This is a genomic window from Azohydromonas lata, assembly GCF_034427735.1.
In the GTDB taxonomy this organism is placed as follows: Bacteria; Pseudomonadota; Gammaproteobacteria; order Burkholderiales; family Burkholderiaceae_C; genus Azohydromonas; species Azohydromonas lata.
Genome location: NZ_JAXOJX010000013.1, coordinates 56,181 through 73,318 on the forward strand (window position 1 = coordinate 56,181; position 17,138 = coordinate 73,318).

Below are 17,138 nucleotides of genomic sequence, written 5' to 3' on the forward strand. Positions count from 1 at the left end.
GGGCAGGGGATTGCGGCTATGCTGAACCCGCGCCCCCCGGCGCATGGATGCACGGACGACGCAAGACGAGGAAGCCAAGCCATGACGGACACGAAGCGCTGGGAGTTCTGGATAGACCGCGGCGGCACCTTCACCGACATCGTGGGCCGGCGCCCGGACGGCAGCCTCGCCACCGCCAAGCTCCTCTCCGACAACCCCGAGCAGTACCGCGACGCCGCCGTGCAGGGCATTCGCCGCCTGCTGGGCCTGCCGCCCGGCGCGCTCATCCCGGCCGACCAGGTGGCCAACGTGAAGATGGGCACCACCGTGGCCACCAACGCGCTGCTGGAGCGCAAGGGCGAGCGCACGCTGCTGGTGACCACGCGCGGTTTCCGCGACGCGCTGCGCATCGCCTACCAGAACCGCCCGCGCCTGTTCGACCGCCGCATCGTGCTGCCGGAGCTGCTGTACGAGCGCGTGGTGGAGGCCGCCGAGCGGCTGGACGCGCAAGGGCAGGTCCTGCGCGCCCTGGACGAGGCCGCGCTGCGCGCCGAGCTGCAGGCCGCTTTCGACGCCGGCCTGCGCGCCTGCGCCATCGTCTTCATGCACGCCTGGCGCGAGCCGGCGCACGAGGCGCGGGCCGCGGCGCTGGCGCGCGAAGTGGGCTTCACGCAGGTGTCGGCTTCGCACGAGGTGAGCCCGCTCATGAAATTCGTCTCGCGCGGCGACACGACGGTGGTGGACGCCTACCTGTCGCCCATCCTGCGCCGCTACGTGGAGCAGGTGGCGTCCGAGATGCCGGGCGTGCCGCTGTACTTCATGATGTCCAGCGGCGGCCTCACCCGCGCCGACCGCTTCCAAGGCAAGGACGCCATCCTGTCGGGCCCGGCCGGCGGCATCGTGGGCATGGCGCGCACGGCGCTGGCGGGCGGGCAGTCGCGCGTCATCGGCTTCGACATGGGCGGCACCAGCACGGACGTGTCGCACTTCGCCGGCGAGTTCGAGCGCGCCTTCGAGACGCAGGTGGCCGGCGTGCGCATGCGCGCGCCCATGATGAGCATCCACACCGTGGCGGCCGGGGGCGGCTCGCTCCTGCACTTCGACGGCGCGCGGCTGCGCGTTGGGCCGGACTCCGCCGGCGCCAACCCCGGCCCGGCCTGCTACCGCCGCGGCGGCCCGCTGGCCACGACGGACGCCAACGTCATGCTGGGCCGGCTGCAGCCGGCGTACTTCCCGGCCGTGTTCGGCCCAAGCGCCGACGAGCCGCTGGACCGCCAGACGGTGCAGCGCCGCTTTGCCGCGCTGGCCGTGGAGGTCGGCCGCGCCACGGGCCGCCCAACCACGCCCGAATCCCTGGCCGAAGGTTTCCTCAAGATCGCCGTGGCCAACATGGCCAATGCCGTCAAGAAAATCTCCGTGGCCCGCGGCTACGACGTCACGCAGTACACGCTGCAGTGCTTCGGCGGCGCCGGCGGCCAGCACGCCTGCGCCGTGGCCGACGCGCTCGGCATGACGCGCGTGTTCATCCACCCGCTCTCCGGCGTGCTCTCGGCCTACGGCATGGGCCTGGCCGACCAGCTCGCGCTGCGCGAAGCCACCGTGGAGCGCACGCTGGACGGCCAGGGCCTGGCCGCCGCGCAGGCGCTGCTGGATCGCCTGGGCGCCGAGGCGTCGGCCGAAATCGCCGCGCAGGGCTTTGAGGACGGCGACATCCGCATCGTGCGCCGGCTGCACCTGCGCTACCAGGGCACGGACACGGCCCTGGAAGTGCCCTTCGGCACCGAGGCCGAGGTGCGCGCCGCGTTCGAGTCGGCCTACCGCACGCGCTTTGCCTTCCTCATGCCCGGCCGCGCGCTGGTCATCGAGAGCGCCGCCGTGGAGGCCGTGGGCCCCGGCGCGCAGCCGCAACAGGCGGCCGACGCAGCTCATGAGCACCGCCCGCTCAAGCAGGCCGGCGTGCGCATGCACGTGGACGGCCAGTGGCGCGACGCGGGCCTGTACCAACGCGAGGCGCTGCTGCCGGGCGCCGTCATCGACGGCCCGGCCATCATCGCCGAGGCCAACGCCACCACCGTGGTCGAGCCCGGCTGGCAGGCGCGGCTCACCGGGCTGCACGACCTGCTGCTCACCCGCGTCGCGCCGCGCGCCGCCGCCCGCGCCGTGGGCACGCAGGTGGACCCGGTGATGCTGGAGGTCTTCAACAACCTCTTCATGAACATCGCCGAGCAGATGGGCCTGAGGCTGCAGAACACGGCCTACTCGGTGAACATCAAGGAGCGCCTGGATTTTTCATGCGCCCTCTTCGACGGCGAAGGCAATTTGATTGCCAACGCACCGCACATGCCCGTGCACCTCGGGTCCATGAGCGAGTCCATCAAGACCGTGATCGCGCGCAACCCCGGCATGCGGCCTGGCGACGTGTTCGTCCTCAACGATCCCTACCACGGCGGCACCCATTTGCCGGACGTGACCGTGGTCACGCCCGTGTGGAACGAGGGCGGCACGGCCGTGCTCTTCTACGTGGCCTCGCGAGGCCACCACGCCGACATCGGCGGCATCACGCCGGGCTCCATGCCGCCCTTCTCGCGCTGCATCGGCGAAGAGGGCGTGCTCATCGACAACGTGCTGCTGGTCGAAAGCGGCCGGCTGCGTGAAGCGGAAATGCTCGCGCTGCTGCAAAGCGGCCCCTACCCGGCGCGCAACGCGCAGCAGAACCTGGCCGACTTGCGCGCGCAGATCGCCGCCAACGAAAAGGGTGTGCAGGAGCTGCACGCCATGGTCGCCCAATTCGGCCTGGACACCGTGCAGGCCTACATGCGCCACGTGCAGGACAACGCCGAGGAAAGCGTGCGCATGGCGATCGCCCGCCTGGACCCGGCCCTCAGCCGCGACGGCCGTTTCACGCTGCCGCTGGACAACGGCGCGAAGATCGAGGTCGCGCTGCGCATGGACCGCCAGGCGCGCTCGGCGGTGGTGGACTTCACCGGCACGTCGCCCCAGCGCGACGACAACTTCAATGCGCCCAAGGCCGTGGCCATGGCCGCCGTGCTCTATGTCTTCCGCACGCTGGTGGACGACGACATCCCGCTCAACGCCGGCTGCCTGAAGCCCATCGAAGTCATCGTCCCCGAGGGCTGCATGCTCAACCCCGCGCCGCCGGCTGCCGTGGTCGCCGGCAACGTGGAGGTGTCCACCTGCGTCACCAACGCGCTCTACGGCGCGTTGGGCGTGCTGGCCGGCGCGCAGCCGACCATGAACAACTTCACCTTCGGCAACGCGAAATACCAGTACTACGAGACGGTCTCCGGCGGCTCCGGTGCCGGCGTGGCCCTGGGCGGCGAGGCCGAAGGCGGCTTCGACGGCACGGCCGTCGTCCAGACGCACATGACCAACTCGCGCCTGACCGACCCCGAGGTGCTGGAGTACCGCTTCCCGGTGCGGCTGGAGAGCTACGAGATTCGGCCGGGCTCCGGCGGCGCCGGCCGCTGGCGTGGCGGTGACGGCGGCACGCGGGTGCTGCGCTTCCTGGAGCCCATGACGGCCTCCATCCTCTCCAACGGCCGCGTGCACCCGGCTTTTGGCTTGTCAGGCGGCAGCCCCGGCGAACCCGGCCGCAACCGCGTGCTGCGGGCGGACGGCCGCGAGGAGGCGCTGGGGCACATCGGCTCGGTGGAAATGCAAGCCGGCGACCGCTTCGTCATCGACACGCCTGGCGGCGGCGGCTACGGCGCGCCCTGAGCGTTGAAGCCGGGGCGGGCGCGCTGCCTGCCCCGTCTCCTGGGCTGACTTGGCAGCCTGCAGGAGACACAGCGCATGAACACCCCAGCCCCCGGCGGCCCCGCGCCGCAGGCTCCTTACGACACCGCCGCCATCATGGGCGGCCTCTACGGCGACGGCATCATCGCCCTGCGCGGCGCCTTCGAGCGCGCCTGGGTCGAGCGGCTGCGCGAGGACATCGACACCCTCTTCGCCGAAGCCCGCGCCCGCCCCCGCGGCGCGCTGCCGCGCGGCCCCGAGCGCTACTACGTCGAGGTCCACCCCGAGCGCCTGCGCGGCTTCATCGACATCGTCACCCACCCCTGGTTCGTCGCCGTGTGCCGCGCCGTGCTTGGGCCGGACTACAAGGTGATAGAGATCGGCTTCGATGTGCCTGGCCCCGGCGCGCAGGACCAGCCCTGGCACCGCGACTTCCCCATGCCGCCGGAAACGGCCATGGGCCGCCGCCTGAGCTCGCTGGCCTTCAACCTCACGGCCGTGGACACCACGGCGGAGATGGGCCCCTTCGAGATCGCCCCCGGCACGCAGTGGGACGAGTTCGGCCTGGACGCCGAGGCCGGCGGCCGCCGCGAGGCCGGCATGTTCCCGCCGCGCGAGCTTTACCCGCGCTACGAGGCGCTGCGCCAGGTGCGCATGCCCAGGATGGGCGACATCTCCGCGCGCTCGGCGCTCACCGTCCACCGCGGCACGGCCAACCGCTCGCAGTCGTCGCGCCCCGTGCTGGTGGTGGGCGTGGACGCGCCGGACGCCCGCAACGGCGAGCGCCACGACATACAGCTCACGCCCGCCTACTTCGCGTCGCTGCCGGCCGAGGTGCGTCGCCACCTGGGCGGCCGCGTGGTGGACGAGCTGCAGCCCATAGAGCAGGCGCACGCCATAGACGGGCTGCTCAAGGGCGCCTACTGAGCGGCGCGGGCCGCACCGCGCGGCTGCGCGTGGCACGGCCCTTGCGGACTGGCGCCCCGCGCCGGCAGCCTCTTGATGCCGGCGCACCTTTTCCACCCGCGCCGGGGTGGCGGGGCCGGCCGCCGTGCACTGCGGCGGTGCCTGCCGTGCCGCCGCCGCGCGGGTGCCCACCCGCCAATGCCGCAAGGAGACACGACAACATGAGCCGCCTGGACGTCACCGAAAAGATCATCGCCGCCAAGGTGTCCAAGGGCCTGAAGTGGTCCGACGTGGCCGACCAGGTCGGCCTGAGCAAGGAATGGGTCACGGCCGCCTGCCTGGGCCAGATGACGCTGGGCGCCGAGCAGGCCGCCGTGGTGGCCGACCTCTTCGGCCTCACCGACGAGGAGAAGAAGTGGCTGATGGTCGTCCCCTACAAGGGCTCGCTGCCCACCAGCGTGCCCGCCGACCCGCTGATCTACCGCTTCTACGAGCTGGTGAGCGTGTACGGGACGACCTTCAAGGAGCTGATCCACGAGGAGTTCGGCGACGGCATCATGAGCGCCATCGACTTCAGGATGGACCTGCAGCGCGAGCCCCACCCGGCAGGCGACCGGGTGAGCATCACGATGTCGGGCAAGTTCCTGCAACCTGCGCTGTAGACACCCCGTTGGCCACCAGCAGCTCCAGGCGAGCGGTCTGGACCACTGCATAAACGGCCTCGCCGTCCAGCTCCAAAAACACATCCTCCAGGATCTCCCGCAGCATCTCGCGGGCGCACCGCATGTCTTGCTCCAGCGCGGTCCCCAGGTCCATCAGCTTCCTCGCGAACAGCTCGCGCACGTTCGGCACTGCCACCGGACGGTTCAGCAGCAGCAACGATTGCCCCACTCCTTCCAGCTCGGCCTCAGCGGCCTGCAGGCGGCTGGCCAGCGCCGGCGACACGCCCACCGCGGCGATGCCGTCCACCAGGCGCCGAATCTCGCCCTCCAGCTCGCGCCGACGGCGCTGCAGCGCCTGCTCGTCAGCCTGGCTGCGGTGCGCGGCGATGGCCTTCTTGAACTCGGCCTCGAAGGCCATGGCCGCAGCAGGCGTGAGCAGCTGCTCGCGCACGTGGGCCAGCAGCCGGCGCTCCACGATGTCGCGGCGCACGTAGTAGCCCTGGCATGCCGTTGGGCCGAAGCGCGCCCGCGCGGCGCAGCCGTAGCGCGCGCTGCTCACGGCCAGCATCGCGCCGGCGCAGTGCGGGCAGCGCAGCAGCCGGCTGAGCAGTGACTTCGCCCCTTTGGTGACTCCCCGCCCAGGCCCGCCGGCGGCCAGGCGCGCGCGCGTGGCTGACCAGGTCGCCTCGTCAACGATGCGCAGCTCAGGCCGCTCGGTGACGATCCATTCGTCAACCGGCCTGGCCACCCATGAGCGTTTCCCGGTCTCCGGGTCGCGCAGGTACTGCGTGCGGTTCCAGGAAAGGCGGCCGATGTAGAGCTCACGCTGCAGCAGCCCCGGCCGCGCGGGCATGGAGCCGCAGATGTAGGCCGCGTCCCACTGCTTGCCACCCGGCGACGGCACGCCGCGTGCATTGAGCGTCGAGGCCAGCGTGTAGAGGTTGTCGCCAGCAGCGAAGCGCTCAAAGGCCCAGCGCACGGTAGCCGCTTGGTCCTCGTCGATCTCCAGCACCCTGCCCTCGTCCGTGCGCACGATGCGATAGCCGTAGGGCGGCACGCTTCCGGTGTAGAGGCCGCGCGCGGCGCGCACGGAGATCCCGCGGTGGACCTTCTTGCGTAGGTCGTCAACGAAGATGTCGTTGATGAGCCCGCGCACGCCGCGCATCACGCGGCTGCCGCACATCGTCGAGTCGTAGCCGTCGCTCACGCCCACGATGCGCACGCCGGCGTATTCCAGGCGGCGTACGACGCGCTCTTGCTCAACCTGGTCACGGGACAACCGGTCCAGCCCCTCCAGCAACAGCACCTGCAGGCGGCCGGCGGCGACGTCGGCCAGCAGCAGCTTGCCGGCCGGGCGCGAGTCCACCGGGGTCTGGCCGCTCACGGCGCGGTCGGCGCGGATGGCGGTCACCGTCCAGCCCTCGGACTCGGCGCGCTGGCGGCACAGGCGCTCCTGGCCTTCAATCGAACTCTCGGACTGCATGTCCGTGCTGAAGCGGGCGTAGATGGTCGCCTTCATGGTCTGGTCCTCCAATGAAAAACGCCTGGCCGCCGCGGCGTGCGGCTGGTCCAGGCGCTGTAGTCCATGGCCGTGGCCGGTCAGTACGGCACGTCGGCTTCATCGATGAGCAGCTCGGCGCAGGCCTCCACCGGCACGGCGACCGTGCGGTCGCCGTGCTCCCAGCGCTCCAGTTCATCGGGGCATGCCGAACACACGCCACGGCCCTCGTCGTAGTCCACGTCCAGCCAGTGGCATGGCTGGCATGTCTCTGGGTCCTCGCATGCGGCGTGATCAGTGCAGCCGCAGCCAATGCAGATGGCGATGTGCATCAGAAGCTCCTGTTGATGTGGTTGGCCACCACGGCGCGGTAAGGCTGCGCGACGTCAACGCGGCCCAGGCGGGCGTGGGGCGTGATGGTGTTGAGGTAGTCCACCAGGCGGGCCAGGTCCTCGTGCGCCACCGGCCGGATCTCGACGTAGTCGGTGCCGCGGTAGCGGCCAATCAGCACCACCTGGCTGCGGCCGCGCAGGTCGACGTCGGCGTGCACGTCGGTGCGCTCGCGCACCAGGTGGTCCAGCGCGCGCTGCGCCTGCTGCAGGCGCAGCAGCTCCGCGTCGTAGCCCAGGAACACGCGCAGCTTGTTCCGCGTCGCGATCTTCAGCCGCTTCAGCATGTTCCCGACCATCAGCAGCCTCCGTTCTGCGTCAGCTGGTAGCCGCGGCCCTTGTTCCGCGGTTCGATCACGCCAGCCCGGTGCAACTCGCCCAGGCACCGCTGGACCGTCGCCGTGGCGCCGCCCACGGCTGCGCGCACGGAGCGCACGTTCGGCTGGATCGTTCCGGCGCGCACGCCCTGCAGCACGCGCATGTAGTAGTCGCGCATGCTGGCCTCCAGGCCCGTCTGGACCACCTCGGGCTGCTCGTCCGGCTCGATGCCGCAGCCGGCCGTCTCGGGCGCCTGCAGGCAGACCACGCGCTGCTCCGGCGCGGGCACGGGCACGGGGGCGGCTTCAGGAGCCGCCGCCGGCGCAGGAACAGGCATGGGCGCCGACGCGGCGGCTTGTTCCGGCGCCGGTACTGGCGGAACAGGGGCAGGCGCCTGTTCCGGAACACGCTGTTCCGCTCGCACCACCACTGGCACCGGCGGAACGGCATGGGCAAACCCCGGAACGGCCGCCGTCACCACTGCGGCCGGGAACGCCGCGGCGGCAGTGCTGAAACGGCCCGGTACCGGGTGCGGCCCGCTGGCCAGGCGCACCGGCGCCGGCGGTGCCATCGTGGGCCGCTCCACCGGCACTGCCATCGGCTCGAAGGGCAGGGCGGCCGATCGCTCACGCCGCGCCGCGCGCCACAGCGCGCCGCCGGCGGAGGTCATCACGAGGGCGGTGATTGCGATCAGCGCGGAGCGGATCAGCGCCACCACCAGCACATGCTCGCCCTGCACCGTGGACGCCGTGGGCCGCTGGGCGGCCTGCAAGGCCACCAGGCGGGCCGCCAGGGGCTCTATGCCAGCCTCGATGGCCTCGGCTTTGGCGCAGGCCTCGGCGCCGGCGTCGCGGCTGGCCTTGATGCTCGAGCTGCTGTTGCCCGCGCAGTTGGCTCGCCAAGTGGCAGCTGTCGCGCTGCGCCCATCGATCGTGCGCTGCAACTGCGAAATCTCCGAGGCCTGCGCCATGGCCGTGGCGTCCGAAGCCTGTGCGAGGGCCAGTTGCGTGTACGTGCCGGAGCCAATCTCGGCGCCCACCAGCAGCACGCCTAGGGCTACCAGCCCCCAGCGCATGCGGCGCATCTGGTCCAGCGGCAACTGCGCAGCGATCCAGAACGCCAGGAACTGGCCGGCGGCCAGCAGCACGCCGGCGCTGGCCAGCCAGGCCTGCGCCTCAGCGTCACGCTCGGTCTGCTGCATGGCCATCACCATCAGCTTGCCGCCCACGGCGGTCAGGCCGACACCGGTCAGTCCGGCCAACGCGCCCAGGGCGCGGCTGGCCCATGGGGCCAGGGAAAGGTTGTTCATGGTCAATGTCCCAGGATTCGATGCCACGCCTCGGCGGCGGCGGCGAGGTCGTTGCGCGTAGGGAGAAGCAGCTCGTGCACGTGGCTGGCAGCCAGTCGGTTCTCGCCCGCAGCAGCGAGCAGCGCGAGAAGGGCTTCGAGCTGTCGATCGACGCGGTCGATCTTGCTCATCTGCTCGGCCGCAGCACGGCGAGGAACGGGGACATAGTCAGCAGGCGACATCAGCAGGCTCCTTCTTCGACTTCTTGCCCAGCGACAACTCCTCTCGGATGCGTCGCGCCTCTGCCTGTGCCTTTGCCCGTTGATCGTCTGACAGCAACAGCCGGCTGAGGTAATCCTGGGTACGGGCATGGTCTGCTGCGCCCGCATCGATCACTGTATGTCCATACAGTGTAAGCAAATCACACTCCCGACCCTCAGGCTGAGAAGAGATTCGCCCTTTTGCCGCCTTCAACGTGTAGCGGAATGGGTGGTCCGCATGCCCCGCGCGCACGGCCACGGCAACCAAGTCCTGCGCGGTCACGCCGCTGGCCAGCAGTTCGTGCAGCAACGGTTCCTGCGGGTCGGCATCGTTCAGGCCCACGGCGCGCAGCACCTCGCACACCGCACCGGCTGCCTCGGCCATGGCCGGGGTGGCTTTGGCCTTCTTCGCCTTATCCACACGGCGTGCAGCAGCTGGTTTTTGGTTCTTGGTTCCTGGTTCCTGGTTGGCATTGCCAGGGACACCTGTGGACAAGTCGTCCAGCAGCTCGGACTGCTCCCAGCGCGCCTTGGCGCCGGCGCGGCCGCGCTCGGCTGCGGCGCGGTAGGCGGCGATCTCGCGGTCAGCACGCGCTTGGCGCCATCCATCCGGCGTGAGCGTGAAGAACTCGCGCAGCACCAGGTCAACGGCCTGCAGCTCGTCAGCGTTACGGGCGCCCACGCGCCGGGCCACTTCGGCCACGTCGGCCGGCAACGGCTTCTCGTCCAGGTAGTAGCGCCGCAGCATGCGGCACAGCAAAGCGTCCTCGATGAGGCTCAGGTGCAGCGTCGCCGCTGCGTAGTCGCCGAGGTGAAAGGGGAAGTAGTTCATGCCCCGGCTCCTCGTGCGTGCGAGTGCCGAGCCGGCGCGGATGCGCAGGTGCGGAAGGAGAGAGCCATGAAGGCCTCCAGCGGGTCAGTCGGTTGAACTGCCGCTGCCCCTCCTGCCAAGAAAGGGCGGCGGCCCGAGGTGGGGTTGGCAGACCGGCGACCCAGCGGAGGCTGTAAACCGGCAGGCCTTGCGGCCTCCCCACCCGGGCAGCCATTGGAACAGGCGTGCTCAGGCACGAAAAAGCCGCAGGTCCTGCGGGAGGTGCGGCTTTTGCCGCTGGGTCTATCGGGCTGCCAAGCCCGCATCGCCGATAAGCGGCGACATGCGCATCTTATCGCAGAGTGCGAAACGCTTACACAGTGAATGGGGCCTGGCGGGCAGGAAAGGTGGCTGTTTTTGTGGGATGCTCGGCGCAACATGTCGGGTACTCCGGTCAGAGGTCGGGCATGTCAGGCGTGGGCGAGGGCTGCAACCCCTCTCCCGCGCCGTCCCATTTCTGGGGGTGAGGCTGGGGCTCGTCGGCGGGATGCCGTTGCCCCAGCGACCATTCCCGGGCCGCCTGCTGGGCCAGCAGGCGGATAAGGTCGTGGTAGGCGGGGGTGAGCATGGTCATATGCTCACCAGTAGTGGCACCGTGCCATCGAACCCGAACATGTCGGACACACCGCGGCCGTTGTGGCGGGTGAGCCAGGCCTTGGCCAGGTTGAATGGGCGGTCGAGCTGCAGGTGGCAGCGCTGGCACAGCGCGGCGAGGTTCTCGTCGTCGCCGTGCTCAATGACTTGGTCGAGATGCGCCACCGTGAGCACGATGGTGACCATGTGGTCCAGCTCGTAATCGGTGTGCCGGTACTGCTCAGTGAGCAGCTCGCCGGTCTCTGCATCGAAGACTTGTGCGTCCGAGGTCATGTAAGTGCCGGCGTCCTTGCCGGTTCCGCGGGCGATGCGCTCGCGGTCGGGCGCGCCGCAGTGTTTGCAGCGGTAGCCCTCGCGCTCGCAGATGCGCCGGTGGACCTCAGGCCAGTCAGCGGGGTAGCGGCCAGCGTTTTCGGGCTTGATAGGCATGGTCAGGCCTCGTCGCGCTTGCCGCTGTTGATGGAACGTGCGTTGTCGGTGCCCAAGGCCAGCGCGCATGCCTGACGCACACGCACAACCCCGGACACGAGCTCCAATCGGCTCGGGCCGCCATCAGGCAGCCTGCCTGTGCGGTTCAGCCAGCCGGCCAGGAAAGCCTCCACCATGGCTACCTCTACCGGGGTCAGCTCCACGCTGACAGAAACGATCTTGTTGCTCACGCCCGGCCTCCGTTCATGTAGCGCCCGATGCCCATGGCGGACTCGCCGAACAGCTCGGCCACGGTGGTGGCCACGCGTTGAGCCAGGTGCGAGGCGTCGCCGGTGTTCACCCACGCGTCGTGCGCGCCGGTTGGGCCCTCCATGCGCTGCAGGCCCAGCTCCAGCGTGCGCGCGCCCCAGTGCTGCAGCAGCTCGTACTCCTGGAGGGTGTGCACGTCGGTGATGACCAGGCGGTCTCTGCCATGGCGCACGTGCTGGTCGACGAGCCAAGCTTCGACGGCGCGCACGAACGCCCAGGCATCGGCTTCGCGTTTGTAGAGGCTCCAGTGCATCGTGGCCCAGCGGGGGCTGCGCGCGCAGTCCAGGTCAAGACCGCGGCGGGCCGCCCAGGCGCGGAAGAACGGGTCTGCGCAGCGCGCCGCGGCCAGGGCCTGCAGCGGCACCTCCCAGCACTCGCCTGGAGCGAGGTGCCGCTGGTCCATGCACCAAGCTTCGCCGGCTTGGCGCTGCAGCTCACTGGCAAAGCTGCAGGCCTGGAAGCCCAGCGCCTGCAACGCCTGCAGGGCAATGCGGCGTTCGGCACCGTCCTGGCCTACCAAGCCGATCAGGTGCAGGGGCGCCGCGGCGCGGGTGGCGCGGCCAGCTATCCGTGCGCCGCGGTGGTAGGTCAGGGTCATCGGGTTGACGTTCATAGCGAGGCTCCTTGAGGTCAGTCGTCGTCGCGCTCGCCGGCGGCGAGGCTCTTGGGGTCGAAATGCCGGTGGTGGTGATGAGCACCGGGCCTCTGCACAGGCACCGGCTGCTGCTGCCGCGCGCCGGCGCCGCGCTGCAGGTGTTGGATGGCATTGATGCGCACCAGGCGGCTGGCCAGCGGTTGCGCCATGGCAGCCTCGTAGGTGGAGGGCATGGCCCGCTCACGGCCAAGGCGGGCCCAAGCGGCGCGCAAATCGGCATCGGAAGGGATCAGGGTGCGGCGCATGGCTTCAGGCCTCCGGGCGGTCCTCAGCGGGGCGCTCGAATACCCAGCACCAGATCGCGCTGCTCTTGTTGAGCGCGTTCGCCTCCTTGAGGGCCGAGTTCACGTTCTTGGTGCCGATGAACTTGTAGCGGCGCGATGTAGGCAAGTGCTTCTTCAGCTCTGTCAGCAGCGGTACGTTCTGGCCGTACTGGCGCGCCACCTGCGCGAAGTGGTTGAGGTTCACGGCCACCGTGGTGTCGTCCTTGCGCGAGTGGTTCACCGGCGTTGCGCCGCCGTCCAAGTACTCGAACGCTTCCCAGAACTCGACGACCATGGGGTGGTCGGTGTTGATCGCGGCCTGCCGCTCGATGGCCATAGCGTCGATCTGCTTCATCACAGCGTCGAACTGCCAGTCCTCTATGCGCACAACCAGGCGCAGCGCTTCGGCCAGCGCCGCGATCTGGCCGTGGCAGGTGGCAATGCGCACCATCTTGACCTTGTCCAGCAGTCGCTTCTCGTGCACGGGTGCGCGCTCAAGCACCTTCTGCAAGACGGCGCGCTCGGATGCCAACGCCTTGATCAGCCAGCCGCTCACCTGCTCGATGGGCATGGCAGCCAGTGACTTGCCCGCGGCCAGGCCCTCCGGGCTGTGGTGTGCACGGGTCCAGCGCATGTGCACGATGCGGCTGAGGATTGCCTCCGAGGCCTGGACGGCCGCGTTCTGCGCAATGACGATGGACGAGCGGAACGGGGGTTCCAGCGTGGCGTTGCTGCCGTCGGCCACGCCCCGGGCGCGGATGCCGCGGCCGTTGTACATCGGCTTCAACTCGTCAAAGTCGAACTGGCGAACGTGAGGGCCCTTGTCCTCGGAGGCGCCGCCACGGTCCCCTTCGATCAGCACCGTGGGTAGGTTCGAAACCTGGGCCAGCGCCCGGTTGCGGCCCGCCACTGAAGCCTTGACGAAATCGAAGCCCTCATAGCCGACCCTGCCCAGCAGCTTCCAGAAAAACTCCAGCAGTGTCGTTTTGCCGGTGCCTGCCTCGCCGCACATTTCCAGGAACGGGTAGGACTGCTGGGCCGCGCGGATCTGCTCTGCGAACAGCGTCCCCAGCCAGTACGCCAGGGCAACGAAGCCTTTGGCACCGTAGGCCGTCCACAGCAGCCGCACCCATGCATCGGAGTAGTCGCGCAGATCCGGATTGATGGACAGCGGCAGGCCCATGAGGGACTTGATCTGCAGCCGGTTGAGCTCGAAGTAGTCGTCGTCGTTGGCCTTGTAGACGCGCCCGTCCTGCACGGCCAACTTGTTGAACACGTAGGCCTTGTGCTCGGCCGTGTAGCCCACGTAGTCGATGGTTTCGACGCGGGGGATGTTGAAAAGCTGCTTCTGCAGCATGCGGCGCAACATCAGCGACGTGCCGCTGTACATGGCGCCAGGGGCGACGTGCAGCAGACGCTTGCCGAAGTCGGTAGCGGAGGAAAGGTGCGACGCGGTGAACGTGGCCTTTACCTCTGGCCCCTCGTGAGCGAACACGATGCGCAGGTAATACCAAGCCTCATCCGTCATGCGGTTGGCCAGGTAGTAGAGCGGCGTGGGCACGCACTCGGCGATGCGCGTGATCGCGTGCGCTTTGAGCAGCGCCTGCTCGATGACAGCGGGCTGCTCCTCGTCGCTCTTGCGCCCCTCTTTCTGCAGCTCCTGGATTTCCTTGTGATAGGCGTCCAGGTCCAGCTTGAACCAGTAGAGCGAATTCTCGAAATCGAAATGGAATTCGTGCCGGCCGTCGTGCCGGTAGATGAGCAAGCCCTTGTCGAGCGCGCTCTTGGCCAGCAGCAGGTCGCCCTGGTAGCGGCACTCTTCCAGCATGCGTCCGTCGAGCTTGCCGAGCTGGTGAAGATCGTTCCAGTCCAGCTTGCGGCGACCGGTCTGCGGCACAAGCGCAGCCTTGCACGTCCAGCCCGCTTTCTCGGCCTGCCTGACGTGCCTGAGCATGTATTCGCGGCCTGCCTTGTCGTTGTCCTGAGCCCATACAAGGGTAGGGCGCGGCAGGCTGCGACCCTTGCACTCCTCCGCGATGGCGTCCAGCGCCGCGCCGGGGTAGTTGCTCGAACTCATGTTGCTGGCCGCGAGCAGCTCGTGGTGGTCCAGCGCGATGGCGTTGAAGATGCCCTCTGGAATCCAGATCTCGGTGGCGCGGGCGAAGTCGCGGCCTTGGGGCTGCCACCACATTCCCTTGAATGAGCTGCCCTTGCGGAAGTGCGCCTTCTTGTCGAACCGGCCGGGTCGGTCAATAAGCCGCTCCCAATACGCAGTACCGACCGGGAAGCGCACGGTTGCCGACGTAGCGCCTCGGCCGTTGTCGGCCTCTGGGTCAAAGTAGGCCTCTTGGCGATACCAGCCCTTGATGCGCTCCAGGTTGAAGCCTCGCTCGATGGAGAGGTACGCATCGGCTGCGGCATCCGGGTTCGTCTTGGCTTCCTCGCGCGTGCGCTTCGACCAGTCTTCGAACAACTCGGGGTAGCGGGCCTTGACGTGCTCTTCGTAGCCGCACCGGTTGAGCCTGCCGCACTTGAGCACCCACGGGTGATCGGCGTTGGTGTAGAGCTCGCGTTCGCCGCACTGCGGGCACTTGCCGCGCCGCAGCCAGCCTCCCTTGGCTTTGAAATCGAACTCGTCGAATGCGTCGAGCAAGTCCTGCTGCAGGTCTGCATTCATGCCGTGGCCATCTCCACGCTTGCGGAGGCCTGAACTTCAGGCAGCGGCAGTCCTGCGGCGAACGACAGGCGCACGGGGCCCAAGGTCAGCAGCAGCAGCGTGTACGCGCCGCGGTCGAACTGCTCACGCTTCGTGAAGCCAAGCTCAAGCAGCGCCCGGTACAGGGCATGGTTCCTGTGGTCTTGCAGCGGCGCCGTGACGTAGATGGACGGGCGACCTTTACGGCTGGTGTCCAGGTTTATCTCATTCGGGCCCAGCACGACGCCCTTGGCTACCAACGCAGGCACGTAGGCCTGCAGGCGCTGCAGGTGCTGCGTCAGCGTTCGCAGCTCACGCATGCGGTTCTCGTGGCGCTCAAGCTCATGGCGCATGCATGCCGTGCTCAGAACAGTTGGCGTTGGGGTCGTTTTCATGTCAACGGATACAGCAGGTTGAGCGTTTCCCGCAGAGCCTCCGAGCAGGCTCCGCTGGTTGATGTCGTGTGTGGGGTGACGCGTCAGGCCTTGCGGCGGACGCGTCTGCGTGGGTATCCGTCAGCCATAGGCAAGGCCTTCAAACAGGTCACCAGTGCGGCTGGCAGCGGGGACGTCGTCGACGGGGTCAGCAGTAGCAGCAACAGGGCTGTTGCTCAGCACGGCATTGAGCGCACCGCGCCTCACGTGCTGCGACAGTGGCAGCTGAATATCAGTACGGGGGATGGATGAGGGAGACAACGAGCGCACGGCCTCGATCTGGGCCACGTAGATGTGGCCGCACTGCAGGTTGTTGCAAACGAACGTCAACTCCATCAGCAGCGGGCTCAGATACCGGTTGTTCCTTCCGGTGGAACGGCAGCCGCAATGGGGACAGAAAAAGCCGAGCCGCATGCGGCCGCCTCGCTGGTGCGTTGTCGTGGCAATTTCTGTCATGAAGGGCTCCCTACTACGTCTGCTGTGGTGGTTGTCAGGTACCCACGCCGAGCTCCTCCTCGAACTCGGCCAGGCCCACAAGCGCCAGAAGGCGCGCGAACAATGCGACGCTGCGGATTTCCTTCCGCGCGCCTTCTTCCAGGTCTGCGACCTCGTCAGGCATCAGTCGCAAACCGATGTGCCGCCGAGAAGTTGCACCATCAACTCGAACGCTGGACAGCACCCGAGGATTCTTCTTGTAGGCCGCCAAGCCTCGTTTCACGAGCAACCGTGCAAATGCCGACTTGGTGCGGTTCTCACCCCTCGCGTACTTGGCCACCAAGTCCATCTGCGCTGGTGGCAGGTCAAGGGCGATTGGCAAATCGGAAACGCCCTTTGGCGATCGCTGAGGTTTCTCGGTCGGCATGGAACGGCTCCCGTTTGAGTGTGTAATTGGCTGTTGAACGCTTACGCAGGATTGCAGCCAAACGGTCGCATTGCAAGGAACTTTGCAGCCAAATGAGCACAAAAAGTAACCGACTCCGAGAGGAGCGTGAAAAACTTCGCATCTCACAGGAGGAGATGGGCGCCATTGGCGGCGTGGGCCGCGCTGCTCAAGGGCGCTACGAGGCGGGTGAAAGAGCGCCGGATTGGGAGTACCTGGAGCGCTTGGCTCAGCATGGGGTGGACGTGCACTACGTCATCACGGGCCAGCGCGTAGAGGCCGCAGCTGCACTGCTGACGGCTGAGGAGGCCATGCTGGTGGAGAACTACCGGCGCGCCGCAGCGGAGGGCCGTCAAGCCGCGTCTACGGTGCTGGCTGCATTGGCTCAACAGCAGAAGAAATAAATCAGGGACGCTCGGTGATTGCTGCCCGTAGTGGGGAGCCTCGATGCGCTGTGATGGAGGGAGAGGAAGTGAAGAAGACGATCGACAGCTTGCTGGCTGTGACCAGCCTGGTGGTGGCCACAGCGGCGAGCGCTGCGCCGGCTGGATCTATCAGCGCGGCCGACATCAAGGGCGACTGGCCGTTGACGGTGCAGCCGGTGCGAGTGCTGTGCCAGGGGCCAGATATCGTGATGCTGGAGGCCCCGAACGGAAAGGCCTATGGCGTGATGAGTAAGCACCGCGCACAGCGGGAGTTTGGTGCGCGGGACATCGACGAGGTTTGGAGAGTGACAGACGCCAAGGGCCGACGCAGTTCTAACCTCGTCGACGTGGTCAACCTGGCCACTGAAAAGTGCAGGGCATCGGGGCAGTTCAAGAGCTGAGCATGAGAACCCGGCCGGTGGAGAACCTTCAGGCCTACCCGTTCACCATAGGTGGGCTACTGCTGTCGTTCTGCGCTTCCCGGGTAAGAGATCTGTGCCAACGCCAACTGTGGCTTCTGAAGTAAG

At 68.3% G+C, this 17,138-nt stretch carries 20 protein-coding genes; 5 read left to right on the forward strand and 15 right to left on the reverse strand.

Features of this window, described 5'->3' with window-relative positions; genetic code table 11:
* Positions 1–81: 81 nt before the first annotated feature.
* The 3 genes from SM757_RS10325 (at position 82) to cynS (ending at position 5,303) form a co-directional block, all read left to right on the forward strand.
* Entirely contained in the window at positions 82–3,717 is a 3,636-nt protein-coding gene (locus SM757_RS10325) for a hydantoinase B/oxoprolinase family protein (protein ID WP_322465393.1), read from the forward strand.
* Between the two features lie 75 nt (positions 3,718–3,792).
* On the forward strand, positions 3,793–4,662 hold the full coding sequence (locus SM757_RS10330; RefSeq protein WP_322465394.1) for a phytanoyl-CoA dioxygenase family protein: 870 nt from the start codon (positions 3,793–3,795) through the stop codon (positions 4,660–4,662).
* A gap of 200 nt (positions 4,663–4,862) precedes the next feature.
* Positions 4,863–5,303, forward strand: a complete 441-nt coding sequence (gene cynS / locus SM757_RS10335; protein ID WP_322465395.1) for a cyanase — start codon at positions 4,863–4,865, stop codon at positions 5,301–5,303.
* On the opposite strand, the gene SM757_RS10340 is transcribed toward cynS, so the two are convergent.
* From SM757_RS10340 to SM757_RS10410, 15 genes are all read right to left on the reverse strand, one after another.
* Positions 5,266–6,822, reverse strand: a complete 1,557-nt coding sequence (locus tag SM757_RS10340; protein WP_322465396.1) for a recombinase family protein — start codon at positions 6,820–6,822, stop codon at positions 5,266–5,268. The genes cynS and SM757_RS10340 overlap by 38 nt on opposite strands.
* 80 nt (positions 6,823–6,902) lie before the next feature.
* Positions 6,903–7,133 (reverse strand): hypothetical protein, encoded by a 231-nt coding sequence (locus SM757_RS10345; protein WP_322465397.1) that lies wholly within the window; start codon positions 7,131–7,133, stop codon positions 6,903–6,905.
* Positions 7,133–7,489, reverse strand: a complete 357-nt coding sequence (locus SM757_RS10350) for a hypothetical protein (RefSeq protein ID WP_322465398.1) — start codon at positions 7,487–7,489, stop codon at positions 7,133–7,135. Before SM757_RS10350 ends, SM757_RS10345 begins: the two co-directional genes overlap by 1 nt.
* Positions 7,489–8,817, reverse strand: coding sequence for a hypothetical protein (locus tag SM757_RS10355; protein WP_322465399.1), 1,329 nt, complete (start codon positions 8,815–8,817; stop codon positions 7,489–7,491). Before SM757_RS10355 ends, SM757_RS10350 begins: the two co-directional genes overlap by 1 nt.
* Before the next feature lie 2 nt (positions 8,818–8,819).
* Positions 8,820–9,038, reverse strand: a complete 219-nt coding sequence (locus SM757_RS10360; RefSeq protein ID WP_322465400.1) for a hypothetical protein — start codon at positions 9,036–9,038, stop codon at positions 8,820–8,822.
* Complete coding sequence (locus SM757_RS10365; RefSeq protein ID WP_322465401.1) at positions 9,025–9,888, reverse strand: YdaU family protein; 864 nt, start codon at positions 9,886–9,888, stop codon at positions 9,025–9,027. Before SM757_RS10365 ends, SM757_RS10360 begins: the two co-directional genes overlap by 14 nt.
* 433 nt (positions 9,889–10,321) lie before the next feature.
* Positions 10,322–10,495 (reverse strand): hypothetical protein, encoded by a 174-nt coding sequence (locus SM757_RS10370; RefSeq protein ID WP_322465402.1) that lies wholly within the window; start codon positions 10,493–10,495, stop codon positions 10,322–10,324.
* 2 nt (positions 10,496–10,497) lie between these two features.
* On the reverse strand, positions 10,498–10,950 hold the full coding sequence (locus SM757_RS10375; RefSeq protein ID WP_322465403.1) for a hypothetical protein: 453 nt from the start codon (positions 10,948–10,950) through the stop codon (positions 10,498–10,500).
* Positions 10,951–10,952: 2 nt separating this feature from the next.
* Entirely contained in the window at positions 10,953–11,180 is a 228-nt protein-coding gene (locus SM757_RS10380; RefSeq protein ID WP_322465404.1) for a hypothetical protein, read from the reverse strand.
* The gene (locus tag SM757_RS10385; protein WP_322465405.1) at positions 11,177–11,872 is read right to left on the reverse strand and encodes a hypothetical protein; all 696 of its coding nucleotides are present in this window, start codon (positions 11,870–11,872) and stop codon (positions 11,177–11,179) included. Before SM757_RS10385 ends, SM757_RS10380 begins: the two co-directional genes overlap by 4 nt.
* Positions 11,873–11,889: 17 nt before the next feature.
* Complete coding sequence (locus tag SM757_RS10390) at positions 11,890–12,159, reverse strand: hypothetical protein (protein WP_322465406.1); 270 nt, start codon at positions 12,157–12,159, stop codon at positions 11,890–11,892.
* A gap of 4 nt (positions 12,160–12,163) precedes the next feature.
* Complete coding sequence (locus SM757_RS10395) at positions 12,164–14,854, reverse strand: toprim domain-containing protein (RefSeq protein WP_322465407.1); 2,691 nt, start codon at positions 14,852–14,854, stop codon at positions 12,164–12,166.
* Positions 14,851–15,192, reverse strand: coding sequence for a hypothetical protein (locus SM757_RS10400; protein ID WP_322465408.1), 342 nt, complete (start codon positions 15,190–15,192; stop codon positions 14,851–14,853). Before SM757_RS10400 ends, SM757_RS10395 begins: the two co-directional genes overlap by 4 nt.
* Before the next feature lie 195 nt (positions 15,193–15,387).
* Complete coding sequence (locus SM757_RS10405) at positions 15,388–15,762, reverse strand: ogr/Delta-like zinc finger family protein (RefSeq protein ID WP_322465409.1); 375 nt, start codon at positions 15,760–15,762, stop codon at positions 15,388–15,390.
* Between the two features lie 34 nt (positions 15,763–15,796).
* Positions 15,797–16,168 carry a hypothetical protein gene (locus SM757_RS10410; protein ID WP_322465410.1) on the reverse strand — a complete coding sequence of 124 codons (372 nt, stop codon included), beginning with the start codon at positions 16,166–16,168 and terminating at the stop codon, positions 15,797–15,799.
* Positions 16,169–16,260: 92 nt separating this feature from the next.
* On the opposite strand from SM757_RS10410, the gene SM757_RS10415 reads away from it, so the two are divergent.
* Together SM757_RS10415 and SM757_RS10420 are read left to right on the forward strand one after the other, a co-directional pair.
* Positions 16,261–16,590: a helix-turn-helix domain-containing protein gene (locus tag SM757_RS10415; RefSeq protein ID WP_322465411.1), complete on the forward strand. Its 330-nt coding sequence runs from the start codon at positions 16,261–16,263 to the stop codon at positions 16,588–16,590.
* 68 nt (positions 16,591–16,658) lie between these two features.
* The gene (locus SM757_RS10420; protein WP_322465412.1) at positions 16,659–17,012 is read left to right on the forward strand and encodes a hypothetical protein; all 354 of its coding nucleotides are present in this window, start codon (positions 16,659–16,661) and stop codon (positions 17,010–17,012) included.
* The last annotated feature ends 126 nt before the right edge of the window (positions 17,013–17,138 follow it).

What these genes read in the sequence shown, in the direction of transcription:
- SM757_RS10340 (WP_322465396.1), bottom strand. Translation starts at nt 6,822, where the DNA reads ATGAAGGCGACCATCTACGCCCGCTTCAGCACGGACATGCAGTCCGAG.
- SM757_RS10345 (WP_322465397.1), bottom strand. Translation starts at nt 7,133, where the DNA reads ATGCACATCGCCATCTGCATTGGCTGCGGCTGCACTGATCACGCCGCA.
- SM757_RS10360 (WP_322465400.1), bottom strand. Translation starts at nt 9,038, where the DNA reads ATGTCGCCTGCTGACTATGTCCCCGTTCCTCGCCGTGCTGCGGCCGAG.
- SM757_RS10405 (WP_322465409.1), bottom strand. Translation starts at nt 15,762, where the DNA reads ATGACAGAAATTGCCACGACAACGCACCAGCGAGGCGGCCGCATGCGG.
- SM757_RS10375 (WP_322465403.1), bottom strand. Translation starts at nt 10,950, where the DNA reads ATGCCTATCAAGCCCGAAAACGCTGGCCGCTACCCCGCTGACTGGCCT.
- cynS (WP_322465395.1), top strand. Translation starts at nt 4,863, where the DNA reads ATGAGCCGCCTGGACGTCACCGAAAAGATCATCGCCGCCAAGGTGTCC.
- SM757_RS10350 (WP_322465398.1), bottom strand. Translation starts at nt 7,489, where the DNA reads ATGGTCGGGAACATGCTGAAGCGGCTGAAGATCGCGACGCGGAACAAG.
- SM757_RS10370 (WP_322465402.1), bottom strand. Translation starts at nt 10,495, where the DNA reads ATGCTCACCCCCGCCTACCACGACCTTATCCGCCTGCTGGCCCAGCAG.
- SM757_RS10410 (WP_322465410.1), bottom strand. Translation starts at nt 16,168, where the DNA reads ATGCCGACCGAGAAACCTCAGCGATCGCCAAAGGGCGTTTCCGATTTG.
- SM757_RS10365 (WP_322465401.1), bottom strand. Translation starts at nt 9,888, where the DNA reads ATGAACTACTTCCCCTTTCACCTCGGCGACTACGCAGCGGCGACGCTG.
- SM757_RS10325 (WP_322465393.1), top strand. Translation starts at nt 82, where the DNA reads ATGACGGACACGAAGCGCTGGGAGTTCTGGATAGACCGCGGCGGCACC.
- SM757_RS10390 (WP_322465406.1), bottom strand. Translation starts at nt 12,159, where the DNA reads ATGCGCCGCACCCTGATCCCTTCCGATGCCGATTTGCGCGCCGCTTGG.
- SM757_RS10395 (WP_322465407.1), bottom strand. Translation starts at nt 14,854, where the DNA reads ATGAATGCAGACCTGCAGCAGGACTTGCTCGACGCATTCGACGAGTTC.
- SM757_RS10400 (WP_322465408.1), bottom strand. Translation starts at nt 15,192, where the DNA reads ATGCGTGAGCTGCGAACGCTGACGCAGCACCTGCAGCGCCTGCAGGCC.
- SM757_RS10385 (WP_322465405.1), bottom strand. Translation starts at nt 11,872, where the DNA reads ATGAACGTCAACCCGATGACCCTGACCTACCACCGCGGCGCACGGATA.
- SM757_RS10415 (WP_322465411.1), top strand. Translation starts at nt 16,261, where the DNA reads ATGAGCACAAAAAGTAACCGACTCCGAGAGGAGCGTGAAAAACTTCGC.
- SM757_RS10330 (WP_322465394.1), top strand. Translation starts at nt 3,793, where the DNA reads ATGAACACCCCAGCCCCCGGCGGCCCCGCGCCGCAGGCTCCTTACGAC.
- SM757_RS10355 (WP_322465399.1), bottom strand. Translation starts at nt 8,817, where the DNA reads ATGAACAACCTTTCCCTGGCCCCATGGGCCAGCCGCGCCCTGGGCGCG.